The 10,709-nt window shown below is 63.1% G+C and carries 21 protein-coding genes; all 21 read left to right on the top strand.

Annotation, left to right across the window (positions count from 1 at the left end; translation table 11 throughout):
* Positions 1-2: 2 nt before the first annotated feature.
* Positions 3-1,193, top strand: a complete 1,191-nt coding sequence (gene tuf, locus ACTJJK_RS16305; RefSeq protein WP_031373753.1) for an elongation factor Tu — start codon at positions 3-5, stop codon at positions 1,191-1,193.
* Between the two features lie 514 nt (positions 1,194-1,707).
* A complete protein-coding gene (gene rpsJ, locus ACTJJK_RS16300) occupies positions 1,708-2,019 on the top strand; it encodes a 30S ribosomal protein S10 (protein ID WP_031373837.1) in 312 nt (103 codons plus the stop codon).
* Between the two features lie 10 nt (positions 2,020-2,029).
* The gene (gene rplC / locus ACTJJK_RS16295) at positions 2,030-2,686 is read left to right on the top strand and encodes a 50S ribosomal protein L3 (protein ID WP_031373836.1); all 657 of its coding nucleotides are present in this window, start codon (positions 2,030-2,032) and stop codon (positions 2,684-2,686) included.
* Positions 2,687-2,688: 2 nt separating this feature from the next.
* Positions 2,689-3,294: a 50S ribosomal protein L4 gene (gene rplD, locus ACTJJK_RS16290; RefSeq protein WP_036149636.1), complete on the top strand. Its 606-nt coding sequence runs from the start codon at positions 2,689-2,691 to the stop codon at positions 3,292-3,294.
* Positions 3,291-3,587 carry a 50S ribosomal protein L23 gene (rplW, locus tag ACTJJK_RS16285; protein WP_031373834.1) on the top strand — a complete coding sequence of 99 codons (297 nt, stop codon included), beginning with the start codon at positions 3,291-3,293 and terminating at the stop codon, positions 3,585-3,587. Before rplD ends, rplW begins: the two co-directional genes overlap by 4 nt.
* Positions 3,588-3,597: 10 nt before the next feature.
* On the top strand, positions 3,598-4,425 hold the full coding sequence (rplB, locus tag ACTJJK_RS16280; RefSeq protein ID WP_031373833.1) for a 50S ribosomal protein L2: 828 nt from the start codon (positions 3,598-3,600) through the stop codon (positions 4,423-4,425).
* A gap of 6 nt (positions 4,426-4,431) precedes the next feature.
* On the top strand, positions 4,432-4,701 hold the full coding sequence (gene rpsS / locus ACTJJK_RS16275; RefSeq protein ID WP_031373832.1) for a 30S ribosomal protein S19: 270 nt from the start codon (positions 4,432-4,434) through the stop codon (positions 4,699-4,701).
* Between the two features lie 10 nt (positions 4,702-4,711).
* Complete coding sequence (gene rplV, locus ACTJJK_RS16270) at positions 4,712-5,047, top strand: 50S ribosomal protein L22 (protein WP_036149638.1); 336 nt, start codon at positions 4,712-4,714, stop codon at positions 5,045-5,047.
* A 14-nt stretch (positions 5,048-5,061) separates the two neighbouring features.
* The gene (gene rpsC, locus ACTJJK_RS16265) at positions 5,062-5,805 is read left to right on the top strand and encodes a 30S ribosomal protein S3 (RefSeq protein WP_031373830.1); all 744 of its coding nucleotides are present in this window, start codon (positions 5,062-5,064) and stop codon (positions 5,803-5,805) included.
* A gap of 6 nt (positions 5,806-5,811) precedes the next feature.
* The gene (rplP, locus tag ACTJJK_RS16260; RefSeq protein ID WP_031373829.1) at positions 5,812-6,225 is read left to right on the top strand and encodes a 50S ribosomal protein L16; all 414 of its coding nucleotides are present in this window, start codon (positions 5,812-5,814) and stop codon (positions 6,223-6,225) included.
* Positions 6,225-6,410, top strand: coding sequence for a 50S ribosomal protein L29 (gene rpmC, locus ACTJJK_RS16255; RefSeq protein WP_031373828.1), 186 nt, complete (start codon positions 6,225-6,227; stop codon positions 6,408-6,410). Before rplP ends, rpmC begins: the two co-directional genes overlap by 1 nt.
* Positions 6,411-6,419: 9 nt before the next feature.
* A complete protein-coding gene (gene rpsQ, locus ACTJJK_RS16250; protein ID WP_031373827.1) occupies positions 6,420-6,689 on the top strand; it encodes a 30S ribosomal protein S17 in 270 nt (89 codons plus the stop codon).
* Positions 6,690-6,703: 14 nt separating this feature from the next.
* A complete protein-coding gene (gene rplN, locus ACTJJK_RS16245; RefSeq protein ID WP_031373826.1) occupies positions 6,704-7,072 on the top strand; it encodes a 50S ribosomal protein L14 in 369 nt (122 codons plus the stop codon).
* 15 nt (positions 7,073-7,087) lie between these two features.
* A complete protein-coding gene (gene rplX, locus ACTJJK_RS16240; RefSeq protein ID WP_031373825.1) occupies positions 7,088-7,402 on the top strand; it encodes a 50S ribosomal protein L24 in 315 nt (104 codons plus the stop codon).
* An 11-nt stretch (positions 7,403-7,413) separates the two neighbouring features.
* Positions 7,414-7,956: a 50S ribosomal protein L5 gene (rplE, locus tag ACTJJK_RS16235; RefSeq protein ID WP_031373824.1), complete on the top strand. Its 543-nt coding sequence runs from the start codon at positions 7,414-7,416 to the stop codon at positions 7,954-7,956.
* Positions 7,957-7,973: 17 nt separating this feature from the next.
* Positions 7,974-8,279 (top strand): 30S ribosomal protein S14, encoded by a 306-nt coding sequence (gene rpsN, locus ACTJJK_RS16230; RefSeq protein WP_031373823.1) that lies wholly within the window; start codon positions 7,974-7,976, stop codon positions 8,277-8,279.
* 137 nt (positions 8,280-8,416) lie between these two features.
* Positions 8,417-8,815, top strand: a complete 399-nt coding sequence (gene rpsH / locus ACTJJK_RS16225; RefSeq protein ID WP_031373822.1) for a 30S ribosomal protein S8 — start codon at positions 8,417-8,419, stop codon at positions 8,813-8,815.
* Between the two features lie 14 nt (positions 8,816-8,829).
* Positions 8,830-9,357 carry a 50S ribosomal protein L6 gene (rplF, locus tag ACTJJK_RS16220; RefSeq protein ID WP_031373821.1) on the top strand — a complete coding sequence of 176 codons (528 nt, stop codon included), beginning with the start codon at positions 8,830-8,832 and terminating at the stop codon, positions 9,355-9,357.
* A gap of 65 nt (positions 9,358-9,422) precedes the next feature.
* Positions 9,423-9,776, top strand: a complete 354-nt coding sequence (gene rplR / locus ACTJJK_RS16215; protein ID WP_031373820.1) for a 50S ribosomal protein L18 — start codon at positions 9,423-9,425, stop codon at positions 9,774-9,776.
* 190 nt (positions 9,777-9,966) lie between these two features.
* Entirely contained in the window at positions 9,967-10,506 is a 540-nt protein-coding gene (rpsE, locus tag ACTJJK_RS16210) for a 30S ribosomal protein S5 (RefSeq protein WP_031373819.1), read from the top strand.
* Positions 10,499-10,705: a 50S ribosomal protein L30 gene (gene rpmD, locus ACTJJK_RS16205; protein ID WP_057918897.1), complete on the top strand. Its 207-nt coding sequence runs from the start codon at positions 10,499-10,501 to the stop codon at positions 10,703-10,705. Before rpsE ends, rpmD begins: the two co-directional genes overlap by 8 nt.
* The last annotated feature ends 4 nt before the right edge of the window (positions 10,706-10,709 follow it).

The following is a 10,709-nucleotide window of genomic DNA, read 5'->3' as shown; positions in this document are numbered from 1 at the left end:
CCATGGCTAAGGGTAAATTCGAGCGCACCAAGCCGCACGTGAACGTCGGCACGATCGGCCACGTTGACCACGGCAAGACGACGCTGACGGCGGCGCTGACGAAGGTGGGCGCCGAGCGTTTCGGTGGCGAGTTCAAGGCATACGACGCGATCGACGCGGCGCCGGAAGAAAAGGCGCGCGGCATCACGATCTCGACGGCGCACGTGGAATACGAATCGGCGACGCGTCACTACGCGCACGTCGACTGCCCGGGCCACGCCGACTACGTGAAGAACATGATCACGGGCGCGGCGCAGATGGACGGCGCGATCCTGGTGTGCTCGGCCGCTGACGGCCCGATGCCGCAGACCCGCGAACACATCCTGCTGTCGCGCCAGGTCGGCGTGCCGTACATCGTCGTGTTCCTGAACAAGGCCGACATGGTGGACGACGCCGAGCTGCTCGAGCTGGTCGAGATGGAAGTGCGCGAGCTGCTGAGCAAGTACGAGTTCCCGGGCGACGACACCCCGATCATCCACGGCTCGGCCCGTCTGGCGCTGGAAGGCGATCAGAGCGAAATCGGCGTGCCGTCGATCCTGCGTCTGGTCGAAGCGCTGGACAGCTTCATCCCGCAGCCGGAGCGCGACGTCGACAAGCCGTTCCTGATGCCGGTGGAAGACGTGTTCTCGATCTCGGGCCGCGGCACCGTGGTGACCGGCCGTATCGAGCGCGGCATCGTGAAGGTCGGTGACGAAATCGAAATCGTCGGTATCCGTCCGACCCAGAAGACGACGGTCACGGGCGTGGAAATGTTCCGCAAGCTGCTCGACCAGGGTCAGGCGGGCGACAACGCCGGTCTGCTGCTGCGCGGCACCAAGCGCGACGACGTCGAGCGCGGCCAGGTGCTGTGCAAGCCGGGTTCGATCAAGCCGCACACCGACTTCGAAGCCGAAGTCTATGTGCTGTCGAAGGACGAAGGCGGCCGTCACACCCCGTTCTTCAAGGGCTACCGTCCGCAGTTCTACTTCCGCACCACCGACATCACCGGCGCTTGCGAGCTGCCGGAGGGCGTCGAGATGGTGATGCCGGGCGACAACGTGAAGATGGTCGTCACGCTGATCAACCCGGTGGCGATGGACGAAGGCCTGCGCTTCGCGATCCGCGAAGGCGGCCGTACCGTCGGCGCCGGCGTCGTGGCCAAGATCATCAAGTAACGAACCAAGCCGGGCGCGCCGCAAAGCGCGCCCGGCTCTGTCGGTTCGTGCCCCCGCGAAGGCGGGGTGCAGAGTCGGCAGTCGAGTTCGGCTTTCGGTCGAGGGCCGGTTCCCTGAACAGGGTCCCAGCCCGCGCAATCCGCCATCAGGGCAGGGCGCTTGCGCTCTTCTCCCGGATGCATGTAGAATGCGCGACCACCGTGCCACCCTTGTTCACGCCAGGGCGGCACGACCAGCGAAATGAGGTGCAGGATGCGCCTCGTATTCGCCAGACAAGGACATGTCGCACGGCTGCGCTCCGTACGTTCCGGGCCTTCGGGCTTCCAAGGAACAGTAAACGGGGCCTTTCGTGCGTTCCATTCCTTTCTGGGCGGGTCGGGCAACCGACCTGCCTTAGTTTTTACCAGGCAAGGAGGCTCCGGGACGTGGGTGTAGTCCTGGAGTGTTTGCGTTTTCGTGGGGTTCGGCACACCCAGAGGCCGGCCCGTCGCTCTTTTAACCAAGGAATTCCGTCATGGCGGACCAAAAGATCCGGATTCGGCTGAAGGCGTACGATCATCGTCTGATCGACCGCTCGGCCAGCGAGATCGTCGAGACAGCTAAGCGGACCGGCGCGCAAGTGCGCGGCCCGATCCCGCTGCCGACCAAGATCGAGCGCTACACCATCCTGGTGTCCCCGCACGTCGACAAAGACGCGCGTGACCAGTATGAAACCCGCACGCACAAGCGCGTGCTCGACATCATCGACCCGAACGACAAGACCGTAGACGCGCTGATGAAGCTCGAGCTGGCGGCTGGCGTCGATGTGCAGATCAAGCTGACCTGAGGCCACCACCATGACCGCGAAGAAATATTCGTTGGGCATCGTCGGTCGCAAGGCCGGCATGAGCCGCTTCTTCACTGAAGACGGCAAGTCGGTTCCGGTGACCCTGATCGAGGCGACCCCGAACCGTATTACCCAGATCAAGACCACGGACACCGACGGCTACAGCGCCGTGCAGGTCACCGTCGGCGTGCGCCGCGCTGCGCTCGTCAACAAGCCCGAAGCCGGACACCTCGCCAAGGCGAAGGTCGAAGCCGGTCGCGGCTTGTGGGAGCTGCGCGTGGAAGACGACAAGATCGGCGCGTTCGAAGTCGGCGGCGAAATCAAGGCCGACATCTTCGAAGTGGGCCAGATCGTCGACGTCCAGGGCATCACCAAGGGCAAGGGCTTCCAGGGCACGATCAAGCGCTGGAACTTCAGCATGGGCGACGCGACGCACGGTAACTCGTTGTCGCACCGTTCGCCGGGTTCGATCGGCCAGCGCCAGACGCCGGGTCGCGTTTTTCCGGGTAAGAAGATGTCCGGTCACATGGGCGCCGTCCAGCAGAGCACGCAGGGCCTGGAAGTGGTCAAGGTCGACGCCGAGCGCGGCCTGATCGCGATCAAGGGCGCCGTGCCGGGCGCTCCGGGCGGCGACGTGATCGTCCGTCCGTCGAGCAAGGGAGTATGACGATGGAACTTGCCATCAACGGTAGCGACAAGAAGCTGTCGGTTTCCGACGCCATCTTCGATCGCGAATTCAGCGAAGACCTGGTCCACCAGGTTGTTGTGGCCTACCGCAACGCGGGCCGCGCCGGCACCAAGGCGCAGAAGACGCGTTCGGAAGTCAACGGCACCACCAAGAAGTCGAAGAAGCAGAAGGGCGGCGGTGCGCGTCATGGCGCGCTGACGGCTCCGATCTTCGTCGGCGGCGGCGTAACCTTCGCGGCCAAGCCGCGCAGCTTCGCCCAGAAGGTGAACCGCAAGATGTACCGCGCAGCGATGGCTGCGATCCTGTCGGAATTGAACCGCCAGGGCCGCATCACCGTCGTTGAGAAGCTGGACGTCGAGACGCCGAAGACCTCGGGCATGGTCGCCATGCTGAAGTCGCTCGAAATGGGCCGTCGTCCGCTGCTCGTCACCGAGGAAGCCTCCGAGAATCTGTACCTCTCGGCTCGCAACCTGCCCTATGTGGAAGTCCGCGACGTGCAGGGACTCGATCCGGTGGCCCTCGTCGGCGCCGATTCGATCGTGTTCACCGCCGATGCGGTCAAGAAGATCGAGGAGTGGCTGGCATGAACGAGGCCAAGCTCTACAGCATCATCCGTGCGCCGCGCGTGTCCGAAAAGACCGCACGTCTGCAGGAAGTATCCAACCAATACGTCTTCGAAGTCGCGACGGACGCTACCAAGGCCGACATCAAGGTCGCCGTGGAAAAGCTGTTCGACGTTAAGGTCGAGGCGGTGAATGTGGTCAACGTGAAGGGCAAGAACAAGGCCTTCAAGTTCCGCATGGGCCGTCGCGCCGACTGGCGCAAGGCGTACGTGAAGCTGGCCGAAGGCCAGTCGATCGACGTAATGGCCAAGGCCTGAGGAAAGACCCATGGCATTGATGACTTTCAAGCCCACTTCCGCCGGCCGCCGCAACGCGGTCCGCGTCGTGACGCCGGGCCTGCACAAGGGCGCGCCGCACGCGGCGTTGGTCGAAAAGCAGAGCAAGAGCGGCGGTCGTAACCACCACGGCCGCATCACCACCCGTCACATCGGTGGTGGTCACAAGCAGCACTACCGCATCATCGACTTCAAGCGCGACAAGGAAGGCATTCCGGCGCGCGTGGAGCGGATCGAATACGATCCCAACCGCACCGCGCACATCGCGCTGCTGTGCTACGTCGATGGCGAGCGCCGTTACATCATCGCCCCGAAGGGCCTGAAGGACGGCGATCAGGTGATCGCTGGCCGCGATGCTCCGATCCGCGTCGGCAACACGCTGCCGCTGACCAACATCCCGGTCGGTTCGACGGTGCATTGCATCGAAATGAAGCCGGGCAAGGGCGCTCAGATCGCCCGCGCCGCAGGCGCCGGCGTCCAGCTGGTCGCTCGCGAGCAGGGCTACGCCACGCTGCGTCTTCGCTCCGGCGAAATGCGCAAGGTGCCGGTCGAGTGCCGCGCCACCATCGGCGAAGTCGGCAACGACGAGCACAGCCTCGAAAAGCTGGGCAAGGCCGGTGCCAAGCGCTGGCGCGGTATCAAGCCGACCGTCCGCGGCGCCGCCATGAACCCCGTCGACCACCCGCACGGTGGTGGTGAGGCGAAGGCTGGCCAGGGCAACCCGCATCCGGTCACCCCCTGGGGTGTTCCGACCAAGGGTTACAAGACGCGCAAGAACAAGCGCACTTCGCAATTCATCGTGCGCGATCGCAGGGGTTAATCGGCCATGGCACGTTCACTCAAAAAGGGTCCGTTCGTCGACCACCATCTCATCAAGAAGGTGGAGACCGCGGGCAACAACAAGAAGCCGATCAAGACCTGGTCGCGCCGCTCGATGGTGCTGCCGGAAATGGTGGGCTTCACCATCGCCGTGCATAACGGCAAGAACCACATCCCGGTGCTGGTCAACGAAAACATGGTTGGCCACAAGCTTGGCGAATTCGCTTTGACCCGTACGTTTAAGGGTCACGGCGGCGACAAGAAGTCGGGTAAGTAAGGAGATGACCATGGAAGCGAAAGCCATCCTGCGCACCGCGCGCATCTCCCCGCAGAAGGCCCGCCTGGTCGCCGACCAGGTGCGCGGTCTGTCCGCCGAGCGCGCCGTCAACCTGCTGAAGTTCTCGGACAAGAAGGCAGCTGCACTGATCCGCAAGGTCGTGGAGTCCGCCATCGCGAACGCCGAGAACAACCAGGGCGCCGACGTTGACGAACTCAAGGTCACGACCATCATGGTGGACGAGGGTCCCGCACTGAAGCGCTTCATGGCTCGTGCGAAAGGCCGCGGCACCCGCATCCTCAAGCGCACCAGCCACATCACTGTGGTTGTGGGCGCGGGCAAGTAAGGCGGAGTCAGACAATGGGTCATAAAGTACATCCGACCGGAATCCGCCTGGGCATTGCCAAGGACTGGAATTCGAAGTGGTTTGCCGGCAAGAAGCAGTATGCCGAGTACCTCGCTGCCGACCTCAAGGTCCGCGAGATGCTCCGCAAGAAGCTCGCTCAGGCTGGTATTTCCAAGATCTTCATCGAGCGTCCGGCGAACAACGCCCGCGTGACGATCCACACCGCCCGTCCGGGCGTGGTGATCGGCAAGCGCGGCGAGGACATCGAGAAGCTGCGTAAGGAAGTCAGCGCACTGATGGGCGTCCCGGCGCACATCAACGTGACCGAGGTCCGCAAGCCGGAACTCGACGCGCAGCTGGTCGCCGAATCGATCGCGCAGCAGCTCGAGCGCCGCATCATGTTCCGCCGCGCGATGAAGCGTGCCGTCGGCAACGCGATGCGCCTGGGTGCCCTCGGCATCAAGGTCAACGTCGCCGGCCGTCTCAACGGCGCCGAAATCGCGCGTTCGGAGTGGTACCGCGAAGGTCGCGTGCCGCTGCACACGCTGCGTGCCGACATCGACTACGGCTTCGCTGAAGCCAAGACGACCTACGGCATCATCGGCATCAAGACCTGGATCTATAAGGGCGAAGTGTTCGACTTCTCCCAGGTGGGCCAGGAGAAGCAGGACGATTCCCCGCGCAGCGATCGTGGTGACCGCGGCGACCGCGGTGATCGTAACGACCGTCCGGGCCGTCCGGCCCGCGAACAGAGGTAATCCGTCATGTTGCAACCCAAGAGAACCAAGTACCGCAAGGTACACAAGGGCCGCAATGATGGCCTGAGCTGGAGCGGCAACGCCGTCAGCTTCGGCGAGTACGGCCTCAAGGCCACCGCTCACGGCCAGCTCACTGCGCGCCAGATCGAAGCGGCCCGCCGCTCGATCAGCCGTTACGTCAAGCGCGGCGGCAAGATGTGGATCCGCGTGTTCCCGGACAAGCCGATCACCAAGAAGCCGATCGAAGTCCGAATGGGCTCCGGTAAGGGCAACGTCGAGTACTGGGTCGCTCAGATCCAGCCCGGTCGCATGATTTACGAGATCGAAGGCGTGGGCGAGGACGTGGCGCGCGAAGCGTTCCGTCTGGCCGCCGCCAAGCTCTCGGTGACCACTACTTTCGTTACCCGGACGGTGCGCTAATGGAACTCAAGCAACTGCGCGAGAAGTCGGCCGACCAACTGAAGGCCCACCTGGTGGAACTGCACAAGGAGAGCTTCGCTCTTCGCATGCAGAAGGCCACCGGCCAGCTCGCCAAGACTCATGAAGCCCGCCGTGTGAAGCGCGAAATTGCTCGCGTCAACATGCTGCTGGGTGAGAAGAAGTAAGGACCCGCCATGACCGACAACAATACAGACAAGGCGCTGCGCACGGTTGAAGGCCGGGTCGTCAGCAACAAGATGGACAAGACCGTCACCGTGCTCGTCGAACGCCAGGTCAAGCACGCGCTGTACGGCAAGTACATCCGTCGCTCGTCCAAGCTCCACGCTCACGACGCCGAGAACGCCTGCAAAGAAGGCGATATCGTCCGCGTGAAGGAGATTGCTCCGATGTCCAAGACCAAGAACTGGAGCGTGGTTGAAATCGTCAGCCGCGCGGCCGAATAAGAGGAGGCTGAACCATGATCCAGATGCAAAGCTACCTCGGCGTGGCCGACAACTCCGGTGCTAAGGAAGTGATGTGCATCAAGGTGCTCGGCGGCTCCAAGCGCCGTTACGCGCACATTGGCGACATCATCAAGGTCACCGTGAAGGACGCGATCCCGCGCGGCAAGGTCAAGAAGGGCGACGTTTACGACGCCGTTGTGGTCCGCACCCGCAAGGGTGTGCGCCGTCCGGACGGCTCGCTGATCCGCTTCGATGGCAACGCTGCGGTGTTGCTCAACAATAAGCATGAGCCGATCGGCACCCGTATCTTCGGGCCCGTGACTCGCGAGCTTCGCTCCGAGAAGTTCATGAAGATCGTCTCGCTCGCGCCTGAAGTGCTCTGAGCGGAGGAACTAGACATGAACCGTATCAAGAAGGGCGATCAAGTCATCGTCACCGCCGGCAAGGACAAGGGCAAGAAGGGTGATGTGGTGCGCGTGCTCGGCGACAAGGTCGTCGTGGCGAACATCAACATCATCAAGCGCCATACCAAGCCGAATCCGCAGGCCAACCAGCCGGGCGGCGTGATCGAGCGCGAAGCGCCGATTCACATTTCCAACGTCATGCTGTTCAACCCGGCCACCGGCAAGGGCGAACGCATCGGTTTCAAGATGCTGGAGGATGGACGCAAACTGCGTGTGTTCCGCTCCAGTGGTGAGGCGGTTGACGCCTGAGGAATGCTGAAATGACCACCCGGCTCGAAGAGTTTTACAAGAAAGAAGTGGTTCCGGCGCTGACCGAAAAGTTCGGCTACAAGAACCCGATGGAAGTGCCGCGCCTCGTCAAGATCACGCTGAACATGGGCGTGGGCGAAGCCGCCACCAACAAGAAGATCCTGGAAAATGCCGTCGCCGACATGACCAAGATCGCCGGCCAGAAGCCGATCGTGACCAAGTCCCGCGTGTCGGTGGCTTCGTTCAAGATCCGCGACGGTTGGCCGATCGGCGCCAAGGTCACCCTGCGCCGCGCCAAGATGTACGAGTTCCTCGACCGTCTGGTCAACATCTCGCTGCCGCGCGTGCGCGACTTCCGTGGTGTGTCCGGCCGTTCGTTCGACGGCCGCGGCAACTACAACATGGGCGTCAAGGAACAGATCATCTTCCCGGAAATCGATTTCGACCAGGTCGACGCGCTGCGCGGCATGGACATCGCGATCACCACGACCGCGAAGACCGATGCCGAGGCCAAGGCCCTGCTCGAAGCCTTCCGCTTCCCGTTCCGCAACTGATACTTAAGGATTGAACAATGGCTAAGACTTCCATGGTCAACCGCGAGGTCAAGCGGGCCAAGCTGGCGAAGAAGTTCGCCGGCAAGCGCGAAGCGCTGAAGAAGATCATCTCCAGCGACGCCTCGTCGTACGAAGACAAGGCCGAGGCCGTGGTCAAGCTGTCCAAGCTGCCCCGCGACTCCTCGCCGAGCCGTCAGCGCAACCGTTGCGCCCTGACCGGCCGTTCGCGCGGCGTATACAGCAAGTTCGGCCTCGGCCGCAACAAGCTGCGTGAAGCCACCATGCGCGGCGACGTGCCTGGTCTTCGCAAGGCAAGCTGGTAAGATAGTCGGCTTTCCCGGATCCACCGCCGCGGCCTTCGGGTCGCGGCGGCGCTTCTGGGGGCTGCTGCAACAAAGCGTTATTACAACTGAAATTCGCAATTCCGCGGATATCGGTGCTACTCATAAGGTGAATCTCAATGAGCATGACTGATCCCATCGCCGACATGCTGGTCCGCATCAAGAATGCGGCGGCTGTGCGCAAGCCGACGGTGAAGATGCCGTCGTCCAAGGTCAAGGTGGCCATCGCGGCCGTGTTGAAGGACGAGGGTTACATCCTGGATTCCCGCGTGACGGAAGTCGCTCCGGGCAAGTCCGAACTCGAAATTTCGCTGAAGTACTACGAAGGCAAGCCGGTGATCGAGCGCCTCCAGCGCTACTCCCGCTCGGGCTTGCGTCAGTACCGCGGCAAGGAAGCGCTGCCCAAGGTCCTCGGCGGCCTGGGTATCGCCATCATCTCCACCTCGAAAGGCATCATGACCGATGCGCAGGCGCGCCAGCAGGGCGTCGGCGGTGAAGTCCTGTGCTTCGTGGCCTAAGGGAGTAAACGACCATGTCCCGAGTTGCCAAGAAGCCGATCGCCCTGCCGAAGGGTGTTGAGCTGAACGTCCAGTCCGATTCGATCGTCGCCAAGGGCCCGAAGGGCTCGCTGTCGATCGCCAAGCCGGCCGCCATCAACCTGAAGATCGAGAACGGCGAAGCGCTGTTCGCGACCGAAGACGCGGCGCTGATCCCGCTGACCGGCACCCTGCGCGCCATCCTCGCCAATATGGTGAAGGGCGTGTCGGAAGGCTTCGAGCGCAAGCTCGAGCTGGTCGGCGTCGGTTACCGCGCCTCGATGGCCGGTTCCGACCTGAACCTGTCGCTGGGTTTCTCGCACCCGGTGCTGTTCAAGGCCCCGGAAGGCATCACCATCGCCACGCCGACCCAGACCGAGATCCTGGTCTCGGGCGCGGACAAGCAGCGCGTCGGTGAAGTCGCCGCCAAGATTCGCGGTTTCCGTCCGCCGGAGCCCTACAAGGGCAAGGGTGTGAAGTACGCCGGCGAAGTCATCATCCGTAAGGAAGCCAAGAAGGCCTAACGGGTAGGGCGCCGGTCCCGTACCGGCCCCAAAACACCAAGCTTTCAGCTTTCGGAGATCAGAACATGAACAAGAACATCGCTCGTCTGCGTCGCGCCAAGTCGACCCGTTCGCACATCCGCAACCTCGGCGTGGCCCGCCTGACCGTGCTCCGCACCGGTCAGCACCTGTACGCCCAGGTCTTCACCGCCGACGGCTCCAAGGTCCTGGCCACGGCTTCGACCGTCCAGGCCGACGTCAAGGAAGGCCTGAAGAACGGCAAGAACGCCGAAGCCGCCGTCAAGGTCGGCAAGATGATCGCCGAGCGCGCCAAGGCTGCCGGTATCGAGAAGGTCGCTTTCGACCGCTCGGGCTACCGCTACCACGGTCGCATCAAGGCGCTGGCCGATGCCGCGCGTGAAGGCGGTCTGCAGTTCTAAGCATCCGGGCCTTCGCAGGCTTGAAAGCGTGGAGATTCGTCTCCACGCCTGATGCAACGAATCGTTTCAACTCGCCGACGCGAGCTGCGTCGGGCGCGATGACGGATTCCCGCCATCGCTGCAACACCCGAGTCACATCACAATCATAAGCGGCGATGCCGCAAATCCCTTCAATAAACGAGACATCGAAATGGCAGACGATAGAGCACCGCGGGGCCGCGACCGTGATCGCAACCGCGAAGAAATCGACGACGGCATGATCGAGAAGCTGATCGCGGTCAACCGCGTCAGCAAGACGGTCAAGGGCGGTCGCCAGTTCACCTTCACCGCTCTGACGGTGGTGGGCGACGGCAACGGCAAGGTCGGCTTCGGCTACGGCAAGGCGCGCGAAGTGCCGGTCGCGATCCAGAAGTCGATGGAATACGCCCGCAAGGCGATGAACAACGTCGATCTGAACAACGGCACCTTGTGGCACGCCGTGAAGTCGGGCCACGGCGCGGCGCATGTGTTCATGCAGCCGGCGTCGGAAGGTACCGGCGTGATCGCAGGCGGCGCGATGCGCGCCGTGCTCGAAGCGGTCGGCGTCAAGAACGTGTTGGCCAAGGCCACCGGTTCGCGTAACCCGATCAACCTGGTTCGCGCCACGCTGAAGGGTCTGACCGGCATGCACTCGCCGGCGAAGATCGCTGCCAAGCGCGGCAAGAAGGTGGAGGATCTGCACCATGGCTAAGGCTCAGAACAAGGCCGTCGAAGGCGGCACCGTCACCGTGCGCCTGGTCAAGGGCATGCGCGGTTGCCAGGCCCGTCACCGCCTGTCGGTGAAGGCGCTCGGCCTGAACAAGCTGAACGACGTGCGCGTGCTGAAAGACAGCCCGCAGGTTCGTGGTCTGATCAACACGGTCCACTACCTGGTTCAGGTCGAGGGCTAAGGAG

The sequence above is a fragment of the Lysobacter sp. 22409 genome, assembly GCF_052045105.1.
GTDB classification, from domain to species: Bacteria; Pseudomonadota; Gammaproteobacteria; order Xanthomonadales; family Xanthomonadaceae; genus Lysobacter; species Lysobacter antibioticus_B.
Note: the sequence above shows the minus strand (reverse complement) of the source record. Positions and strands in the feature narration are given on the sequence as shown.